Source organism: Pseudomonas sp. MF6776 (assembly GCF_016613125.1).
Lineage (GTDB): Bacteria > Pseudomonadota > Gammaproteobacteria > Pseudomonadales > Pseudomonadaceae > Aquipseudomonas > Aquipseudomonas iridis.
In genome coordinates this window covers 391,075-416,611 of the sequence record NZ_JAENSQ010000001.1, presented here as the reverse complement: position 1 = coordinate 416,611, position 25,537 = coordinate 391,075, and the positions used below count along the sequence as shown (strand labels likewise).

The following is a 25,537-nucleotide window of genomic DNA, read 5'->3' as shown; positions in this document are numbered from 1 at the left end:
CAAGGATTCGGTAAAGCCCTGTCAGGTCGGTGGATTTGTGCAGCATCCCCCAATCAAGCCCTTCTGCCTTTGGGAGAGGGGCTTTTCAAGATGTAACGATTCAGTACAGACCGACACTTGCCTATAGCTGCAGCTCATGCTTAGCTGACTAATAATTAGTTTTTCTCTATTACATCCGTCTAACCATGAGTGTTTTATGCCGTTAACCGATCAACACCGCTTTGGCATGCAACTGGCCCAGATGTCCCGCGGCTGGCGTGCCGAGCTGGACCGGCGTCTGGCCGGCCTTGGCCTGTCCCAGGCGCGCTGGCTGGTGCTGCTGCATCTGGCGCGTTTCGAGGAAGCGCCCACACAGCGAGAGCTGGCACAAAGCGTTGGCGTCGAAGGCCCCACCCTCGCGCGCTTGCTCGATAGTCTGGAAAGCCAAGGGCTGGTGCAACGCCAGTCGGTGGTTGAAGACCGCCGGGCGAAAAAAATTGTCCTGTGTGCACCGGCCCTGCCGTTGATCGAACAAATCGAAACCATTGCTACCCAACTGCGCCACGAATTGTTCGACGGTGTCGACGAGGCGGATTTAAAGGTGTGCATGCGTGTTCACGGTCACATTCTGGCCAATCTGGAAAAATCTTGAGGCATAACCGCGCACCCGTTTTTTGAGAGATCGCACTGAGCAGACTATAAGAACTACTAGGCAATATCGTGTTCGTACCGGATGTGCGAACGCATAAGAAGTCGGTTTTGCTTATTTAAGGGATGCTCATGCTCGCAAGTTGGCACACGGTACTGCGCGTTTACGCCAAGGGATTATTGGTCGCTGGCGCATTCGGCTATTCGACCTTGTCGATGGCTTTGGGGCTTGGCGAGATCACGATTCACTCAGCCCTCAATCAACCGCTCAAGGCCGATATTGCGCTGATCGATGTCGGAACACTGACGCAGAACGACCTGTCAGTGAGCCTGGCCACGGCAGAAGAATTTGGCCGTGCCGGGGTCGAGCGGGTGTTTTTCCTCAACGACCTCAAGTTCACGCCGATCCTGCATGGCAATCGCCAGATGATTCGGGTGACCTCCAGCAAACCGGTCAACGAGCCCTTTCTGAATTTCCTGGTGCAGCTCAGTCAGCCCAATGGGCGCTTGCTGCGCGAATACACGGTGCTGATCGATCCGCCGGGTTCACCGGGTATCGTGCCGGCTACCGATGAGCCGGACCCGCGCGCGCAATCCTCAGCATTTCCCACTGTCGAGCCCGTGAGCGCGCCACCACAGGCGGCCCAGGGCAAACGCGCCATGCCGGCCGCGCCTTCATCCACAACCGCTCCGGCCAACGATGCACTGGCCGAACAACTGGCAGCCAGCATGTTGCAGAACCAGCAGTTGCAAAAGTCCCTAGATGAGCTGAACGCCAAACTGCAGGCGCAGGATGTGCAGATTGCCGACGGCAGGAAACAGGTCAGTGATCTGCAAGCACGCTTGATCGAGCAGCAAAAGGCATCGCCAGCGCCATTAGTGACACCGGCACCAACACCAACACCGACAGCTGCCGCTGCGCCGATCGAGCCCGCAGAGGACGGTTTGAATTGGCCATTACTCGGTGGCTTGCTGTTGCTGGTGACATTGGCCGGGTTGCTCGTACTCCGTCGACGCCAGCAACAGCAGCAGGGCGATGCACCTTTGCCGTTATTACCGTTGAGCAACGAGCCCGATGGGGATGACGCCGGTTCCTCACAGGGGGCGACTGAACCGGTCATGGGGCACGCCTCGGCCGATCCGCGTGAAGAGCCGACGGCGGGTGATGTGCTGGAAGCCGTGGGGATTTACCTGGCCTATGGGCGCCTCGGCGAAGCCGCCGGACTGTTGCGCGATGCGCTGCACAAAGAGCCGGAACGCACCGATCTTGGTTTGCAGCTACTCGAAGTGCTAGGGCGTCAGGGCGATAGCGCAGCGTTCGAACAGCAGGAAAGTCATTTGCGTGAACAGGGCGTTGCTGCACAAGCCTTGCAGGATATCCGCGCTCGGCATCCGAAGCTGTTGGGCACTGCGCCGTTGGCGGCAGTCACGCCATCGGCCATTGGCATTGCTCCCGTCGTAGTCGCCGGGCCCGTGTTGCCTGAGGACAATTTCGAGTTGAATCTGGATGAGTTGTCGGTGAACTCAAATTGGGATCTGGAGGACAGCCGCCCGGCACTGGCTCAGTCAGCAACAGACGACTCCAGCTTCGCTTCCAGCCTGAAAGTGTTGCCGCAGGACTTTGACCTGCCAGAGACCGCGGCCAGTGAAGACGCGGAGCTTGAATGGATTCCGGAGCCTGAGGCACAGCCGCTGGACGATGACTTCCTTGAAGCATTTTCCGATCCGCTGCCGTCGCTGGCGCTGGAGCCATTGGATTTACAGATGTCAGCGCCAGACGAGGCGGGGGCGGGGAAGCTCGAACAGGCGCAGACCTGCATTGATGACGGTGACATCGACAGCGCGATTGCGCTGCTCAATGAGTTGCTCAAGGACGGGGACGAGCCTTTGAAGCAAACCGCCAGAACCCTTTTGGCAGGGATCCGCTGATCCGAGAGCTTCAGTCACTGTTGCGGCGATCTTTATGACGCCATCGCGGGCGAGCCCGCTCCCACAGGTATCGATGCCGAACAAAAATGCAGTGAACGACGCTCAACCTGTGGGAGCGGGCTTGCCCGCGATGGCGGCCGGCCAGGCACCCTCACTCCTGAACCTTGATCAGAACGTCTGCCCCAGATTCAAATACACCGCCTGCTCGTTCGCATCATTGAGCCCATAACTGAAATTCAACGGCCCCAGCGGCGTATCGAAGCCAATAAACACACTCGCCGCATTGATGTAACCGCTGTCGAACTCGTTGTCGTTGTTCCACGCTCGCCCACGCTCCAGCGATCCGCCGGCGTACAGCGGGAAGTCCAGCGGCAGATACGAGCGCGGTGTCAGACGGCGGTAGTACACCGCCCGCATCAGACTGACGTTCTGCCCGGAAATCGCATCCTCGCGAAAGCCCGACAGCTGGCGCGCGCCACCGAGCAGGAAGCTGGACGTCACCACATTGGTGTCGTCGAGGGTACGGCCATAGCGCCCGCCCAGAATCAATGTGTCCGGTCCGCGGCTCATGGCTTTGTCGAATTTGAACTCCCACTGTCGATAACGCGTATCCGAGCCCAGGCTCGGTTCGAATTGCAGGATTGTCAGGCTGACGTCCTTGCCCTCGTGGGGGTAGTAGACGTTGTCCAGTGAGTCGTAGGAATACTTCAGCGAATAGAAGCCTTCGTTGAAATTCTCGCTGGGCAGGTCCTGATCGCCAATGCGCACATCGGCCTTGCCCCAGGCCTCACCGACGCCGAAGCGCACTTCGCCGTTGTTGCCGATTTGCCGGCCGACATTCAAGGCCATGCCGTAACGCTCGACGCGGTACTGGGCGACCGGATCATTGTCGAGCACCGCATCGACGTTTTGCGCCTCGAACACCACCGACGGCGCGATGAAGTAGCGTGAGCCAACGTCCAGCGGCTGATAGAACTCGCTGTACAGCTCCTGTGTGTCGCCAATCTGCACACGCGTCAGCCATTCCGCACCGAGACGATTGATGCCGTTTTTGCGGTAACTGGCGCCGAGGTTGAAAGCACTGCTGCCGCGCATGTCGTCTGACAGGTTCAGGCCGACCCTCAGGTAATCGGTGCCACTGCGTTTGCCGCGGGCACTGATTACCAGGGTGTGATCCTGCCCCTTGTGCGCCACGCGGTACTGCACCTGTTCGAAGTAGTCGAGGCCGTACAAGGTGCCCATGTCCGAATGCAATCGACCCAGATCCAGCGGTTCGCCGATGTGTTGGCGAATGTAGTAGCGGATCACGTCGTCGTCGACTTTCGAATCGTTCTCGACCTTGATCGCGGTGATGATCGGCGTACGTTGACCCGGCGCTCGGGCTGCATTGAGTTCGGCGTCCTGGGACTCGGCAGGTTTGAGACTGGCGAGGCGCGCATCAAGGATTCGGGTTGCGCGATAACCCGCATCGATCATTTCCTGGGCGCGGCCGAAATCAGTCACGCCGAAGCTTGCCAGCGACGGTTGTATCAACACGTCAGTGGCTTTCAGCGCGGCCAGTTGTTCTTCAGAGTTGCGTCGGGTCATCAGGGTGATCGACTGGTTGAGCACATCGACCACAGTGTTAAGTTGCTTGCGACCGCGCAGCGGCGTACCGATGTCGACCACGATGGCGATGTCGACGCCCATTTGCCGCGCGACATCCAGCGGAATGTTGTCGGTCATGCCGCCGTCCACCAACAGGCGGCCGTCGAGTTCGACCGGCGCGAACACCGCCGGAATCGACATGCTGGCGCGAATCACCTGGGGCAGATGGCCCTTGCGGAATACCACTTTTTCGCCATTGGCGATGTCGGTGGCCACGGCGCGGAAGGGGATCGGTAACTTGTCGAAATCCCGGGTGTCGCTGGTGTGCGCCAACAAGCTTTCGAGCAACAGCGCCAGATTCTGCCCCTGAATCACGCCCAGTGGCAGGCCGAGACTGCCGTCGTCGCGAAAGCTGAGTTTTTGTTTTACCAGAAAGTCGCGGTCATCCTGTTTGCGCCGGAACGGCACGTCTTCCCGGGGCGGCGCGTCGGACAGCGCCTGCTGCCAGTCGATTTCCAGGGCGAGCTTTTCCAGTTCGTCGATCTTGTAGCCCGAGGCATACAAGCCGCCAACCACCGCACCCATGCTGGTGCCGGCAATCGCATCGATCTTGACGCCTTGCTCTTCCAGCGCCTTGAGTACGCCGATGTGCGCCAGACCACGAGCGGCCCCACCGGACAGCACAAGGCCGACTTTCGGTCGCGGCGCTTCGCTGGCAAGCACGAACAAAGGAAGAAAACCAAGCAGCAGGCAGAACAGCAGACGGCGCATTGTGAGTCTCGGGGCAAACGATAAAGCCGGGTATTATAGCGGCGCCCTCTGTCTCTGGAGTTTCATTGAACATGACCGTCGCAAAAGCAGAAGTTGTCATCACTTATTGCACCCAATGCCAGTGGCTACTGCGCGCGGCGTGGCTGGCGCAGGAACTGCTCAGCACCTTCGGCGACGACCTCGGCAAAGTGTCACTGGTGCCGGGCACCGGTGGGGTGTTTCACATCACTTGTGATGGCGTGCAGATCTGGGAGCGCAAGGTTGATGGCGGTTTCCCGGAGGCCAAGGTGTTGAAGCAGCGGGTGCGCGACCAGATCGATCCTGACCGCGACCTCGGCCACAACGACCGCGCTCAGTGAGACGCGGCTTCGGCGGCGACGGTTTTTTTGTCGGCACTGCCTGACATTCGCGCCGACACCACGATGGCGACGATGATCAGCGCACCGCCGAGCAGCATGCGTAACGTCGGATTTTCATCGAACAGCAACCAGGCAATTGTGATGCCGTAGACCGGTTCCATGGCGAACACCACAGCAGCGGTGCGCGCCTTGATCACTGCCAGACTCGCAACGAACAGACTGTGGGCGACGCCGGTGCAGAACACGCCGAGCAGGGCGATCCACAACCAGTCCAGCGCGCGCACTTCGCTCAGTTGTGGCGCCGCCACTGGCAGCAGACACAAAGCCACCACGACGTTTTGACAGAGTGCTGCCTGCACTGCCGGGATTCGCCCGGAGCTGGCGCGATTGGTCAGCGACAACAGGGAAAACAGCAGCCCGGACAACACCGACCAAAGCAAACCTATGGTTGCACCGCTGCCAAGATCGAACGCCGGGGTCACCAGCACCAGACCGACGCTCACCAGCACCACCAGCAGAATTTCATTGGCACGGATGCGCTCGCGAAAGATCAGCCCTTCGAGAATCACCGTGAACGCCGGGAAACTGGCAAAGCCAAGCGTCGCGATGGCTACACCCGCGACCTTCACCGAAATGAAAAAACTCACCCAGTGCCCGGCCAGCAATACACCGCTGAGCAGCAGACGTCGCCAATCCACGGCCTGGAGTTTTTGCCAACCGTGCTGGCTGGCGAATCGGGCAAAAAATGCCAGCGCGATGACGGCGAAAGCGGCACGTCCAAAGACAATCACGGCAGGGGACGCGGCGGCGAGTTTGCCGAACACGCCGGTCAGGCCAAACATCAGAGCGCCAATATGCAGGGCGCCGAGGGCGGTACGCGGAGTCATTGCAGTCCTTAATTCAAACGCAGATTCACAGACCTATTGAAACGTGTCGCAGCCCATAAATCTGTCGGCAAACTATTGTCGTTTGTCGCCAGCCTCGCGCCGCAATTGGCCCGGCGAGGCGCCAAACTCGCGCAGCACCGCTGCCGCAAATGCACTTTGCGAGCTGTAGCCGACCCGACTGGCGATTTCGCCAATCGGCAGCACAGTCTCACGCAGCAGGGTCACAGCCTTGTGCAGGCGCCGACTGCGGATGTAGTCCATCGGCGTCTGCCCGCATTCAGCCATGAAGCGCGCGTGCAGACGTGCACTGGATAATCCGGCGATCCGCGCCAGATCGGCGACTTGCAGCGGATAAGCAGCATGCTGCTCGATGTGCGCATCCAGCGCCGCGTAAGGCAAGCGCCGGGCGGTGAGTTCGACAGGTTGCGCATGATTCAGACTGGCCAGCAGCAATACCGCGCCTTGCTGCGCAATCAGCGGATCGCTAACCGGGCTGTTCGCCAGCCAACTGACCAACTGGCTTTGTCCTGAATCCAGCGACAACCGGGCGGTCTTGTCGAGTAAGCGGCGGCTGGCTTCGGCGTGCTCGCCCAGTGAATCGAGCAGCCATTGCTCGTCAGGGATGTCCATGACCAGACAACGACTGCCTTGCGGACTGCCGCAGGCGTGGTGGGCGTCGGCTGGAATGACCACGAAACTCTGCTGACGCACCTGACTGCCACAGCCCTCGACCTCGAAGTCCAGCGCGCCAGACAAGCCGAACACCAGTTGCGCGTGGTCGTGGCTGTGGACGATCAGGTCGTGAGAGTAATGACGCAGGGTGAGGATCGGTCGCATGGCAGGTCGTCTCCGAAGTGACCGACAGTCTACACCGGCGCCTCCCGAGTGCGTTGTCACAGGACTGACTCGCGGCTGTCATGGACGATTAACCGGGCGCGCGCAAGCTGGCGAAAACATCCAGAGGGTTGCCCATGACCAGCGCCGAGCTCGCCAAACCCAGCCGCAAACAACGGGTGCGAACCTTGTGGATTTCCGACGTGCACCTGGGCACGCGGGATTGCCAGGCCGAGCATTTGTCGCAATTTCTCAAGGGCTACCACACCGACAGGATTTACCTGGTCGGTGACATTATCGACGGCTGGAAACTGCGCGGCGGCATGTATTGGCCGCAGGCTCACACCAACGTGATCCGCCGCTTGCTGACCATGAGCAAGCGCGGCACCGAAGTGATCTACGTCACCGGCAACCACGATGAATTCCTGCGGCGTTACTCGAAGCTGATTCTGGGCAATATCCAGTTGGTCGACGAGGCCGTGCACGTCACGGCGGACGGTCGCCATCTGTTGGTGATACACGGTGACCAGTTTGATGTGATCACCCGTTATCACCGCTGGCTGGCCTTTCTCGGCGACTCGGCCTACGAATTTACCCTGACGCTCAACCGCTGGCTCAACCACTGGCGCGCGCGATATGGCTACGGTTACTGGTCGTTGTCGGCGTACCTCAAGCACAAGGTGAAGACGGCCGTAAGCTTCATCAGTGACTTCGAAGAAGCCATCGCCCATGAATGTGTGAAGCGCGAATTGCACGGTGTGGTTTGCGGGCACATTCACCACGCCGAAATCCGCAAGGTCGGCGACGTGGATTACCTTAACTGCGGCGATTGGGTGGAGTCGTGCACCGCGCTGATCGAGCATTGGGACGGCACGATCGAGTTGTATCGACTGGCGGATGCGCAGGCGCGGGAGGCCGAACTCAAGGCTGCCAAGGTTGCCGAACCCGCCTGAGCGAAAGAGAACCCTGTGGGAGCGAGCCTGCTCGCGAATGCAATACATCAGGCAAAGCTTTACTGCCTGACACTCCGCATTCGCGAGCAGGCTCGCTCCCACATTTTGAGTTGTGGTGTTCTCAGGCCGGGCTGTGTTCTTCCATCGCCGCCTTGTAGATCGAATTCTTCGGCTGGGCAAACAAGCGCTCCATCATCGGCTCAAAGAAGCTCAACGGCAGCGTGTCGTACTCCGGATCAAACGCCGCTGCATCGTATCTGGCGCAAAACTCGGCAGTTGCCTGAAACTGCGGGTGCTCTTTGAACTGCTCGCGCAGATGCCGATCCATTCCCAGATGATGAAAGAAGTAGTAACCCTGAAACACCCCGTGTTTCTCGACCATCCACAGGTTCTCGGCACTGACGAACGGCTTGAGAATCGCCGCCGCAATGTCCGGATGGTTGTACGAGCCCAAGGTATCGCCAATGTCGTGCAGCAGGGCGCACACCACATATTCCTCGTCACGGCCATCGCGAAAGGCGCGGGTGGCGGTTTGCAGCGAGTGGGTCAGGCGATCCACCGGGAACCCGCCGAAATCGCCTTCGAGCAACTTCAGGTGAGTGGTGATGCGTGATGACAACTGCTTGGCATAGGCGCTGAAGTCTGCGGCGATGATCGCCCAGTCTTCCTGGGTGCCATCCTGCATATGGGTGAAGCGGGCACTGACGGTCATCGGCAATCCTCGTTGTTGCTTGTTTTCAGAACGCCACGCGACCCAGAATCATGTCGCGGTACATGACGAAGTCGCCGAGCAGGCTGTAGAGCGGATGCTGGAACGTCGCCGGCCGGTTCTTTTCAAAGAAGAAATGTCCGGCCCACGCGAAGCTGTAGCCCGCCAGCGGCAGTGCCAATAACAGCAGCCAGGCGCCTTTGGCGATGGTTAGCGCGAGAATGAAAATAACCAGGGTCGTGCCAATGAAATGCAGGCGACGGCAGGTGCTGTTGTTGTGCTCGCTGAGGTAATACGGATAGAACTCGGCGAAGCTTTTGAAATGCTTGATGTTTTCCACGACTGCGATCTCTGTGGTTATTGTTCTGGCGACGAGTTGTGCTGCGGGTAGCTTATTTGAGTCTAGAGTGATCATGGGGGTGGGCCAGTGACAATTGGCGCCACTTTAGTATCCTTCGCAAATCGGGCCGCAACAGGCGACCCGCCATGCAAAAGAAAAACGCCATGAGCGAACGAACGACTTCTGCAAGCTGGGCGATGGGGATTGTCAAAGCATTGGAGATGGACGGCCTGGATTGCCGGGTTCTGTTCAAGCAGCTGGGGCTGGATTACTCGGCTCTGGATGATCCGGATGCGCGTTTCCCGCAAGACTCCATGACCCGGCTCTGGCAACGGGCGGTGGAGGTGTCCGGCAATCCGGCCATCGGTCTGAACATGGGCAAAGTGGTGCGTCCGGCCTCGTTTCATGTCGCCGGTTACGCGCTGATGTCCAGTAATACCCTGGTCGAAGGCTTTCAACGGCTGGTGCGCTATCAACGAATCATCGCCGAAAGCGCCGACCTGAGTTTTCGTCTGCTGGATGAAGGTTACGCGCTGATTCTGACGGTGCACGGCGATCACCTGCCGCCCACCCGGCAAAGCGCCGAAGCGTCGCTGGCCTGTGCGCTCGCCCTGTGCGGCTGGCTGAGCGGGCGCACGCTGCATCCAGTCAAAGTGTTGCTGCAGGGCGATGAGCCGGCTGATCTGCAACCCTACAAACACGCTTTCCATGCGCCGCTGGTGTTCAGCGCGCCTTACGATGCGCTGATCTTCAAACGCGCTGACATGGAGGCGCCGCTGCCCACCGCCAACGAGGCCATGGCGCTGTTGCACGATCGCTTTGCGGGAGAATACCTGGCGCGGTTTTCCGAAAGCCGTGTGACCCACAAGGCGCGGCAGGTGCTTTGTCGGTTATTGCCTCAGGGCGAGCCCAAGCGCGATGCGGTGGCGCAGACTCTGCACCTCTCGCAACGCACGTTGCAACGCAGGCTGCAGGAGGAGGGCACGAGTTTTCAGCAGTTGCTCGATGACACTCGCCGCGAACTGGCCGAACAGTACCTGGCGCAGCCGAGCATGACCCTGCTGGAAATCGCCTATCTGTTGGGCTTTGCCGATCCGAGCAACTTCTTTCGTGCCTTCCGCCGCTGGTTCGACAGTACGCCCGGTGATTACCGGGCGCGGTTGGCCAAGGCGCTCAACGCCGTCAGTGACGCCAAAAGGCCGGTATACACAGTACAAACACCGTAATGATTTCCAGTCGGCCGAGCAGCATGCCGAACGACAGGATCCACTTCGCGGCATCCGGCAGGGTGGCGAAGTTGCCCGCTGGGCCGATGGTCTCGCCAAGGCCCGGGCCGACGCCGGACACGGTGCTGGCGGCGCCGGTCAGCGCGGTCATCCAGTCCACGCCCAGCAGCGACAGGAGCAGGGCGATCACGCAGATGGTGATGGCGAAGAAAAACGAAAACGTCAGAATCGAACGCACGATCTCTTCGTCGAGCCGGTGACCGTTGTACTTCTGCTTGATCACCGCACGGGGGTGAATCAGCTGATTAAGGTTGGCCTTGAGCAGGATGTAGGCGACCTGGAAGCGGAAGATCTTGATCCCGCCTGCCGTCGACCCGGAGCAGCCGCCGACAAAACCCAGATAGAAGAACAACATCAACGAGAAGTTGCCCCACAGGCTGTAGTCGCCGAGGGCAAAACCGGTGGTGGTCAGCACCGACGTCACGTTCAGCGCCACATGGCGCAGCGCATCCAGCCAATGCAGTTGGGTCGTCCACCAGTACCAGGTGCCGAGCACCAGCCAGGTCACCAGCAACATCGCCAGCATGCCCTGCACCTGCTGATCCTTGATCAACGCTCGGCGATTACCGCGCATCGTCGCCACGTACAGGGTGAACGGCAGGCTGCCGAGAATCATGATGACGATCGCCACCCAGTGCACAGCCGGTTGCGTCCACTTGGCCAGGGATTGGTCGGAGGTCGAGAATCCACCCGTGGAAATAGCCGACATCGCATGATTGATCGCGTCGAACAGGCTCATCCCTGCCCACCAGAACGCCAGGCTGCCGAGGATGGTGATGCCGACATAGGCCCCCACGATCAGCCGCGCCACCATGTGTGAACGGGGCATGACCTTTTCCGAGCGATCCGACGATTCGGTCTGGAACAGGCGCATGCCACCAATTCGCAGCAGCGGCAGAATCGCCACCGCCATGCCGATAAAGCCGATGCCGCCAATCCAGTGCAGCAGTGAACGCCACATCAGAATCCCGGGGGACATGCTGTCGAGGCCGTTAAGCACGGTCGCGCCGGTCGCGGTAATGCCGGACATGCTTTCAAAAAACGAGTCGGTGTAGCTGATGTGCTGAGTCAGCAGGAACGGCAGCGCGGCGAAAATACATACCACCAGCCAACTGCTGACGGTCAGCAGGTACATGTCACGCGGGCGCAGGTGAATGTGTTCCGGACGGCCCGGAATCACCAGTGCGAGGCCGGCAACGAAGGTGATCATGCTCGCCCAGAGGAACGACGGCAGATCGCCGGTGCGGTCGAAAATCACCAGGGTGGCCATCGGCACGACCATGGCAATTGCCAGAGTGATCAGGAAGATGCCGATGATGAAACCAATGATCCGTAAGGTCGGCAACGCCATTAAGTCTGCTCGGGCTGATAGGGGAAGGGCGCCATTCTACCCGTGGGGCAGGGCATGTAAACCGGCATCCTTTTGGTAGATACCGCTAGAATAGCCGCATATTTTTTTCAGGAGGTGGCCGATGCAGGCTCTCGACGCTTTGCTCAACCGTGTTTCCGTTCCACGACTGGTCGAACCGGCCCCTACCGCGCAGCAGCGCGAAGCCCTGTTTGCCGCCGCGTTGCGCGCGCCGGATCACGGGCACTTGCAGCCGTATCGTTTTTTGACCGTCGAAGGCGCTGCGCGCGAGCAGATGGGCGAACTGTTGGCTGAAGCTGCGCAGAAGCAGGAAGGCGAAATCACTGAAGCCATGATCGACAAGGCGCGCAACGGCCCGCTGCGTGCCCCGCTGGTAGTTGTGGTGATCGCGAAACTGCAGGAACACGTCAAGTACCCGAAGGCCGAGCAGTTGCTGGCCGCCGGGTGTGCCGCCCACGGGATTTTGCTGGCGGCGTATGCGCAGGGGATTGGTGCGGTTTGGCGTACCGGCGATCTGGCTTATTCGCAGCATGTCGCGAAAGGCTTGGGACTGGTGGAGGGCGAGGAGGTGATTGCGTTCCTGTACCTCGGCACTCCGCAGAAAGAGCCGCGGGTGGCGGAAAAGGTCGATCTGGCGGAGTTTGTCAGCGCTTGGCCTGGTAAGGCCTGAAGATCAAAAGCCCCTCACCCTCACCCTCTCCCGAAGGGAGAGGGCTGGGCGGCGTTCCGATGAGGGTCGCTGTCAGGGCTGGACGACAGCCCCCGGCACCAGCGGCAATTCCAGACTGGCAACAAATCCGCCGTCAGGATGATTTGCCAGCACCAGACTTCCGCCATGCCGTTCCGCCGCACGCCGTGCAATCGCCAGGCCCAGACCATGACCCGCCGCTGTCTGCCCCGGCGCCCGATAAAACGGCTCGCCCAACTGACTCAGGTGCTCGGCCTGAACCCCCGGGCCATGATCGCGAACACTGATGACTATCCGCTCACCCTGCCGCGAGGCCTGCATTTCAATCGCCTGACCCTGGGGATTGAAGCGCTGCGCATTGCGTAGCAGGTTGTCCACGGCGCGCTCGATCATGGTCGGCCAGCCCTTCAGATTCAGCTGTTGCTCGGCGTCCAGACTCACGTTCTGTTCCGGCGACGCCAACTGCGCATCCTTTTGCAGGGCGCTCAGCAGCGTATTCAAATCCACGTCTTCAGCGCTGGCGTTGTCGGCATCGACCCGCGCCAGCACCAGAATTTCACTGATCAGCGCTTCCAGGCGATCGCATTCGCGGGTCAGTCGTGGCCAGAGTTTTTCGCGTTCTTCAGGGTTGGCGCGCTCTGCCAGCGCCAGGGCAATTCGCAGCCGCGCCAGCGGTGAACGCAGTTCATGGGATACGTCGCGCAACAACTGACGCTGACTGCCGATCAGGCTTTGCAGGCGTGCACCCATGCGGTTGAAGTCGTTGGCGAGGACGCCGAACTCATCGCGGCGGTTGGCCAGTTTGGCCAGGCTGTTCTGCTGATAAGTCGCCTGCCCCAGGTCATGTACCGCGCCGCGCAAACGGCTAAGCGGACGGGTGATGGAGAAGGTCACCAGCAAGCTGAACAGAGTCAGTACCACCAGCGCAATGCCCAGAGCACTCAATGGCCAGAGCAGGCTTTCGCGGTGCCAGGAGTCGAGTTCGGGATGTGGGATGCGGTAGATGAACAGGTAGGTGTCACCGGTTTTTTCACTGGTGAACTCATCGGTCAGGCGCCGCCATGGCAGGCGTCGGTCATCGTTGTTCTGGCGGGCTTCGAAGGCTGCGGCACGACGGGGGAAGGTGCCGCGCACGACCGGGTCACCGCTTTCGTTCAGCACTTGAACGTCGATGTGGTACTGGCGTTTGCGTTGTTGGAGGATCTGCTGAGCGGCTTCCTCGCCTTGTGCTTCGTAGCTCTGCGTCCACTCAGCCGCGAGGGTGTTGAGGCCCGGATGGCGACTGAGGATCCACGCGTCCTGATTGAGCATGTGCCCCAACAGAATGGACAGCCCTGCAACCAGAGCGATAGCCAGCCAGAAGCTTGCGAGAATACGCCAGAACAATGACCGCACAGAAAATCCTCAATCAAACGCGTAACCCCTGCAGGAGTTGCGGCACGCTGCGATCTTCTGATCTTGTTTTTCAAAAGCAGAATCAAAAGATCGCAGCGTGCCGCAGCTCCTACAGAGGGCGGATGTGAACAGGCCCGACGGTGTTAGCCGTCGGGCCTGTGGTTAAAACATTATTGCGCTTTTTGCGGCTGTTGCGCTTTCCACGCCTTGAACTCAGCCCATTCGGCGCGACGCTCGGCCTTTTTCTTCTGGATCTCGTCGAATTTCTTCTGTTGATCCGGTTTCAGCACGGCGCGAACATCGGCCTCGGCTTTCTTGTGGTTGGCTGCCATCTCATCCTTCATGGCTTTCTGGTCAGCCGGCGAGAGTTTTTCCAGGTACTTGTCGACCACTTGCTTACGCTCGTGCATCTGCTCGCCCATGATCTTGCGGATCTGCTCGCGTTGTTCGCGGGACAGGTCGAGTTGGCTGTACGGGCCTTTGCCGTGCATGCCGTGCATCTGACCGCCGTGGCGTGGGCCGTCGAGCGGGCCACCCATCGGGCCGCCGTCTTGCGGCATGGCCATGGCGACGGTTGGCAGAGCGGCAGCGAACATCAGAGCGATAAGAGTCTTGCGCATGGTGTATCTCCTTGTCTCGTTCCCGGTACGTTCCGGATGAGTTCAGATTACGCAGATCAAGGTCAGCGGCGGTCAGCGCTAGGTAAAGCTTGGGTAAAGACGATTTGTCTTAAGCCTTACACACAGACCCCTGTGAGCTGCCGAAGGCTGCTACAGGGGGGGCGGTCCCATTGGAGGGGGATCAGGTCAGAGGCAGTAGAAGTAACCGCGGCTGCGCAAGGCAACGATGCGCGGGCGCCCATCGGGATGCGGGCCGATTTTTTTGCGCAGGTTGCTCACGTGCATGTCGAGGCTGCGGTCGTACAGGGTCAGCTTGCGGCCGAGGGCCAGTTGCGCCAGTTCCTGTTTGTCCAGCGGCTCGCCGGGCTGCTTGAGCAGGGCTTCGAGCAGACGGCTTTCGGAAACGGTGAGGGTCAGTTCTCTCTCGTCGATGCTGACCACGCCGCGCACCGGGCTGAAACTCAGGTCGCCCAGTTCAAGCTGCGTCGACACGGCCGCCGGGTGGCTGCGGCGCAGTACGGCGCGCAGGCGTGCGGTCAGCTCACGGGGATCACACGGTTTGGCCAGGTAGTCGTCGGCGCCCAGTTCCAGACCGAGGATCCGGTCCAGCGGTTCGCCACGGGCCGATAGCATCAATACCGGCAGATCGGCGTGATCGTTGCGCAATTGCTTGAGCAGTTCCAGACCGCTGCCATCGGGCAGCATCACGTCCAGCACCACCGCCGCCGGGGCGGTTTCGGCCAAGGCCTTGCGGGCGCTCTGGCCATCGTGGCAGGCACGTACCTGGAAGCCTTCCTGGCTTAGCCAACTGCTCAGGAGCTCACACAGCTCCTGGTCATCATCAATAATTAACAGCTCGCTCATGACTCACTCAATTTAACCATTGCCGACGTTTTCGGCTTGCCCCACTGGCAAAGATACCGCAGAGCAGCGCCAATAGCGCTACTCCGGCACCCGTGACGAACCACTGCTGCTGATCGGTCAACAAGCGCGGCCCCGGGCTGGCCTGGGCTTCCTTGAGTTGCAGCTTGAGGCGCTGGTTCTCTTGGCGCAACCGGGCGAGCTGAGCGCTTTCACGTTGGTTGTCGGCATTTTGCAGTTGTTTGCTCAATTCTTCCCGCTGCTGCTCGCTCACTTTGAGGCGCTGCTGCAACTCGGTGATCTGGCTGCCGGCACTTAATGACAATGGCGTGGAGCTGCCGCCTTCGGTGGTTTCATCACCATGGGCGGGCGCCATGATCGACAACGTGACCAACATCAGACACAACGGACCCTTGCGCATCGCGACACCTGTTTCCAAATGGATATTGGGCAGGTTGTCGGCAGGCAAACGAGAATAATGAGCGATTGAGAGTGTGATGAACAGACAAGGTTCAGTGTTGCAGGTGTGTCGCGGGTAATGAGGAGATGAATCTCCTCATTACCGGACTTTTTAAGGCAGGACTTGCTTGAACGGCTTCACGATCACGTTGGCATAAACGCCTGCCGCGATGTATGGATCGGCATCTGCCCAGGCTTGCGCGGCGCTCAGGGAGTCGAACTCGGCGACGATCAGGCTGCCGGTGAAACCCGCTGCGCCCGGATCATTGCTGTCGACGGCCGGGTGCGGGCCGGCCAATACGATACGACCTTCGCCCTTGAGCGCTTGCAGGCGTTCCAGATGCGCAGGGCGCGCAGCCAGGCGAGCTTCCAGTGAATTGGCGACGTCGGTGGCAATGATTGCGTAGAGCATGTCAGTCCTCGGTTTTTGGTGTTGTGGTATCGGCGTCATGCAGGTGACGGGACAGGTAAACGCCCTGCGCGACCAGGAACAGCACGGTCATGCCCAGGCTGCCGAACACCTTGAAGTCCACCCAGATGCTCTGGAAGGTGAAGGCGACGAACAGGTTGGCGGCCCCGCAGAACAGGAAAAAGGCGATCCAGGCGATGTTCAGACGGGTCCACACCGGATCCGGCAGGGTCAGCGCGTGGCCCATGATGCGTTTGATCAGCAGGCGGTCACCGATGAAGTGGCTGCCGATGAAGGCGACGGCGAACAGCCAGTTGACCACCGGGGCTTTCCATTTCAGGAAGGTCTCGCTGTGGAACGCCAGTGTCAGGCTGCCGAACACGAGGCAGGCGATCAGGGTCAGCCATTGGCTCTTTTCCAGCTTGCGCTGTTGGATGAAAAGCGCGCCGTACACCACCAGGGAGCTGATGATCAGCATCGCGGTGGCGCTGTAAATACCGCCTACAGTCACTTCATGGCCAGCGATGTCGACGACCCGTGGATCAAGTTTGTAAACGATGAAGAACAGCAAAAGCGGGATGAAATCGATGAATTGTTTCACAGTGAGAGCCAGAAGCTGGATGTGGCGGCATAATAACAAACATATGGGCGCGCGATAGCGCTCGCTGATTTGAGGTTACAACTCTCCGTGAATGTTGATTTGCACTGCCATAGCACGGCCTCCGATGGCGCCCTGGCGCCTGCGGTTCTGGTTGCGCGTGCGTTCGAGAACGGCGTGCGAGTCCTGGCCCTGACCGACCACGACACCCTCGAAGGTCTCGCCGAAGCGCGCACGGCCGCGACCGAGCTGGGGATGCAACTGGTCAACGGCGTCGAGTTGTCCTGCACCTGGGGCGGGGCGACCATTCATGTGTTGGGTTACGGTTTCGACGTCAATGCAGCACCGTTGGTCGAGGCGATCGCCAGATTGCACGATGGGCGTTGGCTGCGGTCGGAAGAAATAAGCCGCAAACTCGCCCTCAAGGGCATGCCCGGTGCCCTCGATGGTGCGAGGCAGATCCAGCAGGAGCTGGGCGACAGCGGCAACGCCCCGGCCCGTCCGCATTTCGCCGACTGGATGGTCCGTGAAGGTTTTGTAAAGGATCGCGCCGAAGCCTTCCGCAAATGGCTCGGCGCCGGCAAGCTGGGCGACGTCAAGCAACACTGGCCGACGCTCGAAGACACCGTTGGCACGCTGCGCGCTGCGGGTGCCTGGGTCAGCCTGGCGCATCCGTGGCACTACGATTTCACGCGCAGCAAACGCCGAAAGCTGATTGCCGACTATATTCAAGCGGGCGGGCACGCGATCGAAGTGGTCAATGGCCATCAGCCCGCGGAACAGGTGGGCAGCCTGGCAATCCTTGCCCGTGAGTTCGGTCTGCTGGTCAGCGCCGGCAGTGATTTTCATGGCCCTGGAGGTTGGTCCGAGATCGGCCAGTACCGGCCGGTTCCCGAGGACCTTCCACCCCTGTGGTGTCGGTTCAAACATGACACAGTTATTGCCGCCGTCTGAACAGGTAGAGAACGTGAGTCAATTTTTCCAGATACATCCGGAAAACCCGCAAGCGCGCCTGATCAAACAGGCGGTCGAGATCATCCGCAAGGGCGGGGTGGTGATTTATCCCACCGACTCTTCCTACGCCATCGGTTGCCAAATTGGCGACAAGACCGCCATCGAGCGCGTTCGACGCCTGCGTCAGCTCGACGAAAAGCACAATTTCGCCTTGATCTGCAGCGACCTGTCGCAACTGGGCAACTACGCCAAGATCGACACCGGCACGTTCCGTATTCTCAAGGCGCATTTGCCGGGACCGTACACCTTCATTCTCAACGCCACCCGTGAAGTGCCGCGCCTGTTGCTGCACCCCAAGAAGCGCACCATCGGTTTGCGCGTTCCCAGCCATCCGATTGCGCTGGCGCTGCTGGCCGAACTTGGCGAGCCGCTGATGAGCGTTACGCTGATCATGCCCGGTGATGAAGATCCAATGATGGATCCATACGAAATGCGTCAATTGCTTGAGCATCAAGTGGACCTGATCATCGACGGCGGTTTCGGCGGCATCAAGGCCTCCACCGTGATTGACCTGACGGGCGACGATCCTGAAGTAGTCCGCGTCGGTTGCGGCGATCCGACCCCGTTCATGGTCGAGGCCTGAATGTCCGCAGTGGAAACCGTTGCCGATCCTCAGGCCGGCGCCCAGCAGGAGCTGCCGTTCGCCATGGTCTATGGCCAGGCGGTCATGGAAATGCCGCTGGACTTGTACATTCCACCGGATGCGCTGGAAGTCTTTCTTGAGGCCTTCGAAGGCCCGCTCGACCTGCTGCTGTACCTGATCCGCAAACAGAACATCAACATCCTCGACATCCCGGTGGCGGAAATCACTCGCCAGTACATGGGCTACGTCGAGTTGATGCAGTCGGTGCGTCTGGAACTGGCCGCCGAGTATCTGGTGATGGCCGCGATGCTCGCCGAGATCAAATCGCGCATGCTTCTGCCACGGGCCGAAACCGTCGAGGCGGAAGAGGACGACCCGCGTGCCGAACTGATCCGTCGCCTGCAGGAGTACGAGCGTTTCAAGGCTGCTGCCGAAGGCATCGACGGCTTGAGCCGGGTTGGCCGTGATGTGGTTGTGCCCAAGCTCGACGCCCCCGAAGCCAGGGCGCGCAAGTTGTTGCCCGACGTGGCGCTGGAAGAGATTTTGATGTGCATGGCCGAAGTGCTGCGCCGTGGCGACATGTTTGAAAGCCATCAGGTCAGCCGCGAAGCGCTGTCCACCCGCGAACGCATGAGCGACGTGCTGGAGCGGCTCAAGGGCGGTGGTTTTGTGCCGTTCGTCGAGCTGTTCACCGCCGAAGAAGGTCGCCTGGGTGTAGTGGTGACCTTTATGGCGATCCTTGAACTGGTCAAGGAATCCTTGGTCGAGCTGGTGCAGAATGAGCCGTTCGCCGCGATCCACGTGCGAGCCCGAGCCGAATAACGAGTCGAAACATGAACCTGACTGAACCCCGCGAGCTGGCGTCCCTGCTTGAAGCCTTTCTGTTGGCCTCGGGAAAGCCGCAATCCCTTGAGCGCCTTTTTGAACTGTTCGAAGAAGGCGAACGGCCTGAACCGGCAGTCTTCAAGAAAGCCCTGACCCTGCTGGGCAAGTCCTGCGAGGGCCGGGCGTTCGAGCTCAAAGAGGTCTCGTCCGGCTATCGCTTGCAGATCCGCGAGAAGTTTTCGCCGTGGGTCGGGCGCCTGTGGGAAGAGCGGCCGCAGCGTTATTCCCGGGCCTTGCTGGAAACCATCGCGCTGATCGCCTATCGCCAGCCGATCACCCGTGGCGAAATCGAAGACGTACGGGGCGTAGCAGTCAACAGCAACATCGTCAAAACCCTGCTCGAACGCGAGTGGATCCGCGTCGTCGGCTACCGCGACGTGCCCGGCAAGCCAGCAATGTTCGCCACCACCAAGGGGTTTCTCGATCACTTCAACCTGAAGAATCTGGAAGACCTGCCACCGCTGGCCGAACTGCGCGAGATGGAAGCCGACCCGATACTCGATTTCGACGATGCCCCGGTGCCGCAAGGCTTGCAGGAACTGGCCGACGCCAGCGCCGAGCCGGAGGAAGAGAAAGAAGAAACCAGTTTCCATACGCTGTTGCTGGAGCTGGACAGCATGGAGGAGGGGATCAAGACCGACTTCGACGATCTGTTGCGCGATGGCGCCGATGCCGGTGCCGACTCCGATTCCGAAGCACCGTCGACCGAGACCGAAACTGTCGAGCCGGTGAACGAAGTTGAACTCGAAGAAGAGCCGCAAGCCGAACCTGAAGAGGACATTCTGGGCGTAGCCGAAGCTCGGGAAAAACTGCTCGCTGCCGTGGCGGCTCTGGAGCCACCCGCGCCAGAACCCGAACCGGAGTTGAGCGAAGAAGAAGCCGAAGCCCGCGCCCTGGCCGAAGCCATCGAAGCCGAACGTCGCGAGTTCGAGGACTGATCCTTCCTCAAGAACACTGTTGCCCCCTGTGGGAGCGAGCCTGCTCGCGAATGCGGTGTATCAGGCAACGATGATGTCGACTGCAGGACCCTTTCGCGAGCAGGCTCGCTCCCACATGGAGCGCTGCACATCTGGAGTATCTGATGAGTTCTACAAAAGACCCCTGCATCAGCCTCTGCAAATTCACCGACGACATCTGCCTCGGTTGCGGGCGCAGCAAGCGCGAAATCAAGGCCTGGAAGAAACTCGACAAGGACGACAAGCGCACTGTACTGGCCGAAGCCGCATTGCGCCTGATCAAACTCGGTGGCGCCGGTCGGCGGAAAAAGAAATAACCTTGGCCTGATCGACTAGTCTCTGATGCGCGATGCCGCACATCCGCGTATGATTCGCGACCCTTCGCCGATCCCTTCGGTGAAGAACCCAGATTCCAATGCTTCAGACGCCCAGCTCAGGACGGCTGAACAGACCACACCGGGAGGTGCCCAGATGAGTGACATCAATCAGAAAGACGACCAGGAAATCGGCCCAGCAGGCGAAAAACTGCAGAAAGTCCTCGCCCGTATCGGCGTAGGCTCGCGCCGTGACGTCGAAGCCTGGATCACCCAGGGCCGGATCAAGGTCAATGGCAAAGACGCCACCCTCGGTCTGCGCGTCGACATTCTCGACGCCATCACCATTGATGGCAAAGTGATCAAGCGTGAAGAGGCTGCCGAATCGGTGCGCCGCGTGATCATGTACAACAAACCCGATGGCGAGATCTGCACCCGTGACGACCCGGAAGGCCGTCCGACCGTGTTCGACAAGCTGCCGCGTCCGAAAGAAGGGCGCTGGATCAACATCGGTCGTCTCGACATCAACACCACCGGTTTGCTGATGTTCACCACCGATGGTGAACTGGCCAACCGTCTGATGCACCCGTCGTACGAGATGGACCGCGAGTACGCCGTGCGTGTACGCGGTGAAGTCGATGACGAAATGATCGAGCGCCTGAAGGCGGGCGTGGTGCTGGAAGACGGTCCTGCCAGGTTCACCGACATCAAACAGGCGCCGGGCGGCGAAGGCTTCAACCACTGGTATCACTGCGTGGTGATGGAAGGTCGTAACCGTGAGGTTCGTCGTCTGTGGGAATCCCAGGGCCTGGTGGTCAGCCGTCTGAAGCGCGTGCGTTTCGGCCCGGTGTTCCTCAACTCGGATCTGCCGATGGGCCGCTGGCGCGAAATGAGCCAGTACGAAGTCGACATTCTGAGTGCTGAAGTGGGTCTGACGCCGGTGGCGATGCCGCAACTGAACGCCAAGAGCAAAGACAAGCTTGAGCGTCTGCAGCGCAAATCGTCGCGCCCGATGGGCAAGACCGAGCGCGTGCGTACGCTGCGTCCTGCCGCTGGTGCTCCGACCGGCCCGCGTCCATCGCGCGAGCCGCACATCGAAGGCGAGCGTCCGGGTCGCAAGCCGGTTGCCCGTGACGGCGAGCGCGCTCCCCGTCCGGTCAACGGTCGCACCGAGCGTGGCGAGCGGGGTGCACCTGCCGGTCGTGGTACGCCAGTGGCGGATCGTCCAGCGGACACCACCAACAAGCGTCCGGCCAAGCCTGCACCGAAGCGTCCGGGAATCAAACTGGCCGACGACAAGCCATCGGGCAAGCGTCGCGGCGCACCGGCCGGTTCCGGCCAGCGTCCGGGTTTCGGTCGCAAGAAACCGGAATAAGGCAGCTGTGAGCTTCTAGCGGCAAGCTTCAAGCTAAAGCAGAAACGCCAACCGCAGGGTTGGCGTTTTTTTTCGTCTGGCGAAACTCATATAGCGTCTGACAAGTCCTCTTCGCGAGCAGGCTCGCTCCCACCTTGGATCTGCGGTGTACACAAAACCCCTGTGGGAGCGAGCCTGCTCGCGAAGGGGCCAGTCGCTTAGAACACAAACCGCCCATCAAACACCGGCTTGTCGTCCAGCGCCAACACCCCTCCAGAGAAGATCAGATCCAGGTGATGGCTGCCCTTGGCCCCGCCACCCAGCCCCAGATGCAAGCCGCAATGGCGTTCCTCGAACCCGGCGTTGCGCGCATAGAGGTCTTTCACGCCTTCGTTGGTGCCAATCCCCAGTTCCTCAATCCGCCGGTTCGACGGATTCGCATCCAGGTATTTGTTGAAGTCATGCTCCAGGCCCGGCACATTCGTGGCGATGCGGCTGATGGTCGAGTTTTCGATCCACAACTCCAGCGGCGACTCCAGCACGCCGTACTTGCGCGCAAACGGAATGGTGCTGAGGAAGGTGCCCTTGAACTTCACGTGGCCGTTGATTTCTTCGCTGTGGGTGGCGATTTCACCGGGGGCCAGGTCGAAGTTGCCGACGCCGTTGATGTCGGTCCACTTCTTGATGCTGCTCATCGGCGTTTCAAACCATGAGCCGAGGTCATCCTTGAAACTCAGGGTGGTGGCCTGGGACATGCGCTGAATCAGGTGGCTGTTCAGTCCGGCAATCCGCTGCGGCGTGACGCTGAACGTGTCGTAGAAATAATCGCCGTAATCCTTGAACAGCAGTGACTTCTTCCAGTTTTGCGCCATGACCGCTTGTAGCGCGCGGACAAACTCCGGGCCGTCGGGGCGCGGGTTAGGCAGGGTGGAAGAGTCGTAGAAGAAAATGTACAGATCGCTGTCGGTGATCGCCGAAGTCAGCGCTGCGGTGCTCTCCAGGTCCAGGCGCCGGGCGCTGAAGTTGAAACGTGGATGATCGCCGGCCTGTTCGGCGATCGCGCCGGTCAGGGCTTCGTAATCGGCGGTGTGGCCGAGCAAGACCTGCGCCGAGTCGAGGCCGGCGAGGGCTGGATGATGTTCGAGGTAGTAAAGGAAATGCGAGATCGCGCGGGGCTTATCCATGAGTCCTCCCTGACTGACCGTGAAGAAAGCGGCAGGCACGACCGGCCGGATCGTGCCTGCCCGGTGATGTCTTTACAGAGGCCACATCGCCGTGCCGAACGGAACGACCGCGTCGGCTTGCATCATTTCTACGGCGGCCTCGTGGGTCGGTGCTTCAAACCATTCGTCCAGTTGCAGTTCGCTATCCAAGTCTTTTTCCAATGCTTGCATGGTCGATCTCCTAGATGACTTTCACGGTTGTGACTGGCCGGTCGAGTTGGCCGGCGAGACGTGAAGAACCTAGTTCAGGGATTTTTATAATGCAAAAAATCATTCATTTAATTTTTAAATGGATTTTTTATTCTGTTTTTTGAAGGCGGTTTTCTTATTTAAAAACAAAAAACTAAGCGTTCGGATCGTTAGCAAGCTAGCTACCGTCAATATGCAGACGTCTGACAGAAATTTCTGAAATGGAAACTCTTCGTTACGGTCTGTAAATAAATGTTTACGAAATCTGCGGTAAACCCCAGTGAAAGGAGCCTGATGTCAACGCTGTAAGGAAAACCTGCCGAAGCCCCATCCGCCGGGAGCTGCGCAAGGCTCTGGCGCGCTTGTTTCAGAGGCGTTTGAAGGGTGAGATGCGCCTCATGCCTGCCGTGCAGGTGCATAACAAGAAGGAGGCGCAATGAACGCCGTGACTGACTTCCACTTCTCACCGTGGGACGGTTTTCCTACCGTTCCCGTCGATGGCCCGCAAAGGCTTGACTCAATTTTTGCAGCCGCTCGAGCGTCTCGAGGCGGACACACGCAATCCCGGCAACCGACACGCTGATCCAGCGGGGTCTGGCGGCAGGGGGTTAGCGGTGTACAATGCGCCGCGTTTTAACTGTGACCCTCTGCGTAATCGCATGAATCTCAAGGCTATACGCCTTGTTCACTCCGCCGCGCCACAAGCGTGTCGGGTTCGATTTCGTCACAGATAAAAACAAACAGGTGACGCATGACCGTTGTAAAAAAGCTGAACTCCTGGTGCCTGCGCTGGGGTTTGATCGGGGCTGCTTGAAATCGCAACCTTGCAGCAACGTCTACTGAACATCATCAAACCTTGCGTGAGACCTTTTTCATGAGTGGACAACCCTCGCAATCAGGCGAGCTGAAACGCGGCCTGAAAAATCGACACATTCAACTGATCGCCCTCGGTGGCGCGATCGGTACAGGATTGTTCCTCGGCTCGGCCGGGGTCCTGAAATCCGCCGGCCCGTCGATGATCCTCGGCTACGCCATCTGCGGCTTCATCGCCTTCATGATCATGCGCCAGTTAGGCGAGATGATCGTCGAAGAGCCGGTGGCCGGTTCCTTCAGCCATTTCGCGCACAAGTACTGGGGCGGCTTTGCCGGTTTCCTGTCGGGCTGGAACTGCTGGATTCTGTACATTCTGGTGGGCATGTCGGAGCTGACCGCGGTCGGCAAGTACATCCACTACTGGGCACCGGAGATCCCGACCTGGGTGTCCGCTGCCGGGTTCTTCGTGCTGATCAACCTGATCAACCTGGCCAACGTCAAAGTCTTTGGTGAAGCCGAATTCTGGTTCGCGATCATCAAGGTCGTGGCGATTGTCGGCATGATTGCCCTCGGCAGCTACCTGCTGGTCAGCGGCAACGGTGGCCCGCAAGCCTCGGTCAGCAACCTGTGGTCCCACGGTGGTTTCTTCCCCAACGGCGTCAGCGGTCTGGTGATGGCCATGGCGATCATCATGTTCTCGTTCGGCGGCCTGGAAATGCTCGGTTTCACCGCAGCCGAAGCCGACAAGCCGAAAACCGTGATCCCGAAAGCGATCAATCAGGTGATCTACCGGATCCTGATTTTCTACATCGGCGCCCTGGTGATCCTGCTGTCGCTGACCCCATGGGACAGTCTGCTGGCAACCCTCAACGCGTCTGGCGATTCCTACAGCGGCAGCCCGTTCGTGCAGGTGTTCTCGATGCTCGGCAGCAACACCGCCGCGCACATCCTCAACTTCGTGGTGCTGACCGCTGCGCTGTCGGTATACAACAGCGGCACCTACTGCAACAGCCGCATGCTCCTGGGCATGGCCGAGCAGGGTGATGCGCCGAAAGCGCTGGCGAAAATCGACAAGCGCGGCGTGCCGGTGCGTTCGATTCTGGCCTCCGCGGCGGTAACGCTGGTGGCGGTACTGCTCAATTACCTGATCCCGCAGCATGCGCTGGAATTGCTGATGTCGCTGGTTGTGGCGACCTTGGTGATCAACTGGGCAATGATCAGCTTCTCGCACTTCAAGTTCCGTCAGCACATGAACAAAACCAAGCAGACGCCGTTGTTCAAGGCTCTGTGGTATCCGTACGGCAACTACGTTTGCCTGGCGTTCGTCGCGTTCATTCTCGGCGTGATGCTGTTGATCCCGGGCATTCAGATCTCGGTGTACGCGATTCCGGTGTGGGTCGTGTTCATGTGGGTCTGCTACGTGATCAAGAACAAGCGTGGCGCGCAGCAGGCGCTGCACGCGGCGAGTTCTGCCGCCAAGTAAGCAAGCTGCACAAACAACAAACCCGGCCAATGTGCCGGGTTT

The 25,537-nt window shown here is 59.9% G+C and carries 28 protein-coding genes; 13 read left to right on the top strand and 15 right to left on the bottom strand.

The features are described from left to right. Nucleotides 1–196 precede the first annotated feature (196 nt). Both JJD74_RS01900 and JJD74_RS01895 read left to right on the top strand, forming a co-directional pair. On the top strand, nt 197–631 hold the full coding sequence (locus JJD74_RS01900; RefSeq protein WP_042558154.1) for a MarR family transcriptional regulator: 435 nt from the start codon (nt 197–199) through the stop codon (nt 629–631). 128 nt (nt 632–759) lie between these two features. Further along, complete coding sequence (locus tag JJD74_RS01895; RefSeq protein WP_200610877.1) at nt 760–2,556, top strand: FimV/HubP family polar landmark protein; 1,797 nt, start codon at nt 760–762, stop codon at nt 2,554–2,556. Nucleotides 2,557–2,724: 168 nt separating this feature from the next. Here JJD74_RS01895 and JJD74_RS01890 read toward each other — a convergent pair whose 3' ends face one another. Both JJD74_RS01890 and JJD74_RS31300 read right to left on the bottom strand, forming a co-directional pair. Further along, the gene (locus tag JJD74_RS01890) at nt 2,725–4,914 is read right to left on the bottom strand and encodes a patatin-like phospholipase family protein (protein WP_047300234.1); all 2,190 of its coding nucleotides are present in this window, start codon (nt 4,912–4,914) and stop codon (nt 2,725–2,727) included. A 62-nt stretch (nt 4,915–4,976) separates the two neighbouring features. Continuing rightward, nucleotides 4,977–5,030 (bottom strand): H-X9-DG-CTERM domain-containing protein, encoded by a 54-nt coding sequence (locus JJD74_RS31300; protein WP_442793275.1) that lies wholly within the window; start codon nt 5,028–5,030, stop codon nt 4,977–4,979. Here JJD74_RS31300 and JJD74_RS01885 point away from each other — a divergent pair. Beyond that, nucleotides 5,013–5,273, top strand: coding sequence for a SelT/SelW/SelH family protein (locus JJD74_RS01885; protein WP_442793274.1), 261 nt, complete (start codon nt 5,013–5,015; stop codon nt 5,271–5,273). The two genes, JJD74_RS31300 and JJD74_RS01885, sit on opposite strands and share 18 nt — an antisense overlap. Here JJD74_RS01885 and JJD74_RS01880 read toward each other — a convergent pair. After that, complete coding sequence (locus tag JJD74_RS01880; RefSeq protein WP_047300236.1) at nt 5,267–6,160, bottom strand: DMT family transporter; 894 nt, start codon at nt 6,158–6,160, stop codon at nt 5,267–5,269. The two genes, JJD74_RS01885 and JJD74_RS01880, sit on opposite strands and share 7 nt — an antisense overlap. A 72-nt stretch (nt 6,161–6,232) precedes the next feature. Next, entirely contained in the window at nt 6,233–6,997 is a 765-nt protein-coding gene (locus tag JJD74_RS01875; protein ID WP_200610874.1) for an AraC family transcriptional regulator, read from the bottom strand. A 134-nt stretch (nt 6,998–7,131) separates the two neighbouring features. On the opposite strand from JJD74_RS01875, the gene JJD74_RS01870 reads away from it, so the two are divergent. Next, complete coding sequence (locus JJD74_RS01870) at nt 7,132–7,947, top strand: UDP-2,3-diacylglucosamine diphosphatase (RefSeq protein ID WP_047300237.1); 816 nt, start codon at nt 7,132–7,134, stop codon at nt 7,945–7,947. Between the two features lie 121 nt (nt 7,948–8,068). Here the strand turns inward: JJD74_RS01870 and JJD74_RS01865 are convergent, their stop codons facing one another. Then, complete coding sequence (locus tag JJD74_RS01865) at nt 8,069–8,659, bottom strand: HD domain-containing protein (protein WP_047300238.1); 591 nt, start codon at nt 8,657–8,659, stop codon at nt 8,069–8,071. A 25-nt stretch (nt 8,660–8,684) separates the two neighbouring features. Continuing rightward, nucleotides 8,685–8,996, bottom strand: coding sequence for a DUF962 domain-containing protein (locus JJD74_RS01860; protein WP_047300239.1), 312 nt, complete (start codon nt 8,994–8,996; stop codon nt 8,685–8,687). 164 nt (nt 8,997–9,160) lie between these two features. Here JJD74_RS01860 and JJD74_RS01855 point away from each other — a divergent pair, with 164 nt between their 5' ends. Next, nucleotides 9,161–10,222 carry an AraC family transcriptional regulator gene (locus tag JJD74_RS01855; RefSeq protein ID WP_200610871.1) on the top strand — a complete coding sequence of 354 codons (1,062 nt, stop codon included), beginning with the start codon at nt 9,161–9,163 and terminating at the stop codon, nt 10,220–10,222. On the opposite strand, the gene JJD74_RS01850 is transcribed toward JJD74_RS01855, so the two are convergent. Next, nucleotides 10,179–11,633, bottom strand: a complete 1,455-nt coding sequence (locus JJD74_RS01850; protein ID WP_042558162.1) for a TrkH family potassium uptake protein — start codon at nt 11,631–11,633, stop codon at nt 10,179–10,181. The genes JJD74_RS01855 and JJD74_RS01850 overlap by 44 nt on opposite strands. Before the next feature lie 121 nt (nt 11,634–11,754). On the opposite strand from JJD74_RS01850, the gene JJD74_RS01845 reads away from it, so the two are divergent. After that, a complete protein-coding gene (locus tag JJD74_RS01845) occupies nt 11,755–12,321 on the top strand; it encodes a nitroreductase family protein (protein ID WP_042558163.1) in 567 nt (188 codons plus the stop codon). A 72-nt stretch (nt 12,322–12,393) separates the two neighbouring features. On the opposite strand, the gene JJD74_RS01840 is transcribed toward JJD74_RS01845, so the two are convergent. From JJD74_RS01840 to JJD74_RS01815, 6 genes are all read right to left on the bottom strand, one after another. Continuing rightward, nucleotides 12,394–13,734, bottom strand: coding sequence for a sensor histidine kinase (locus tag JJD74_RS01840; protein WP_115147843.1), 1,341 nt, complete (start codon nt 13,732–13,734; stop codon nt 12,394–12,396). A 170-nt stretch (nt 13,735–13,904) separates the two neighbouring features. Beyond that, nucleotides 13,905–14,354, bottom strand: coding sequence for a Spy/CpxP family protein refolding chaperone (locus JJD74_RS01835; protein WP_115147842.1), 450 nt, complete (start codon nt 14,352–14,354; stop codon nt 13,905–13,907). Nucleotides 14,355–14,540: 186 nt separating this feature from the next. Further along, a complete protein-coding gene (locus JJD74_RS01830; protein ID WP_047300242.1) occupies nt 14,541–15,218 on the bottom strand; it encodes a response regulator transcription factor in 678 nt (225 codons plus the stop codon). 7 nt (nt 15,219–15,225) lie between these two features. Further along, nucleotides 15,226–15,636, bottom strand: a complete 411-nt coding sequence (locus tag JJD74_RS01825) for a translation initiation factor 2 (protein ID WP_200610861.1) — start codon at nt 15,634–15,636, stop codon at nt 15,226–15,228. 150 nt (nt 15,637–15,786) lie between these two features. Then, the gene (locus JJD74_RS01820) at nt 15,787–16,086 is read right to left on the bottom strand and encodes a YciI family protein (RefSeq protein ID WP_016987935.1); all 300 of its coding nucleotides are present in this window, start codon (nt 16,084–16,086) and stop codon (nt 15,787–15,789) included. Between the two features lies 1 nt (nt 16,087). Continuing rightward, a complete protein-coding gene (locus tag JJD74_RS01815) occupies nt 16,088–16,684 on the bottom strand; it encodes a septation protein A (RefSeq protein ID WP_042558169.1) in 597 nt (198 codons plus the stop codon). 87 nt (nt 16,685–16,771) lie between these two features. Between JJD74_RS01815 and JJD74_RS01810 the strand changes: the two genes are divergently transcribed. The 6 genes from JJD74_RS01810 (at nt 16,772) to rluB (ending at nt 21,808) form a co-directional block, all read left to right on the top strand. Next, nucleotides 16,772–17,635, top strand: a complete 864-nt coding sequence (locus JJD74_RS01810) for a PHP domain-containing protein (RefSeq protein ID WP_042558170.1) — start codon at nt 16,772–16,774, stop codon at nt 17,633–17,635. A 13-nt stretch (nt 17,636–17,648) separates the two neighbouring features. Continuing rightward, on the top strand, nt 17,649–18,278 hold the full coding sequence (locus JJD74_RS01805) for an L-threonylcarbamoyladenylate synthase (RefSeq protein ID WP_200610858.1): 630 nt from the start codon (nt 17,649–17,651) through the stop codon (nt 18,276–18,278). 123 nt (nt 18,279–18,401) lie between these two features. Continuing rightward, entirely contained in the window at nt 18,402–19,100 is a 699-nt protein-coding gene (locus tag JJD74_RS01800; RefSeq protein WP_181818527.1) for a segregation and condensation protein A, read from the top strand. 11 nt (nt 19,101–19,111) lie between these two features. Further along, nucleotides 19,112–20,101 carry an SMC-Scp complex subunit ScpB gene (scpB, locus tag JJD74_RS01795; RefSeq protein WP_200610847.1) on the top strand — a complete coding sequence of 330 codons (990 nt, stop codon included), beginning with the start codon at nt 19,112–19,114 and terminating at the stop codon, nt 20,099–20,101. Nucleotides 20,102–20,244: 143 nt separating this feature from the next. Then, entirely contained in the window at nt 20,245–20,436 is a 192-nt protein-coding gene (locus JJD74_RS01790) for a DUF1289 domain-containing protein (RefSeq protein WP_007919669.1), read from the top strand. 154 nt (nt 20,437–20,590) lie between these two features. Beyond that, on the top strand, nt 20,591–21,808 hold the full coding sequence (rluB, locus tag JJD74_RS01785; protein ID WP_200610835.1) for a 23S rRNA pseudouridine(2605) synthase RluB: 1,218 nt from the start codon (nt 20,591–20,593) through the stop codon (nt 21,806–21,808). A gap of 197 nt (nt 21,809–22,005) precedes the next feature. On the opposite strand, the gene JJD74_RS01780 is transcribed toward rluB, so the two are convergent. After that, nucleotides 22,006–22,971: a leucyl aminopeptidase gene (locus JJD74_RS01780; protein WP_200610833.1), complete on the bottom strand. Its 966-nt coding sequence runs from the start codon at nt 22,969–22,971 to the stop codon at nt 22,006–22,008. 72 nt (nt 22,972–23,043) lie between these two features. Beyond that, nucleotides 23,044–23,181 (bottom strand): hypothetical protein, encoded by a 138-nt coding sequence (locus tag JJD74_RS01775; RefSeq protein WP_042558177.1) that lies wholly within the window; start codon nt 23,179–23,181, stop codon nt 23,044–23,046. An 892-nt stretch (nt 23,182–24,073) separates the two neighbouring features. Between JJD74_RS01775 and JJD74_RS01770 the strand changes: the two genes are divergently transcribed. Then, entirely contained in the window at nt 24,074–25,495 is a 1,422-nt protein-coding gene (locus JJD74_RS01770; protein WP_115147837.1) for an amino acid permease, read from the top strand. The last annotated feature ends 42 nt before the right edge of the window (nt 25,496–25,537 follow it).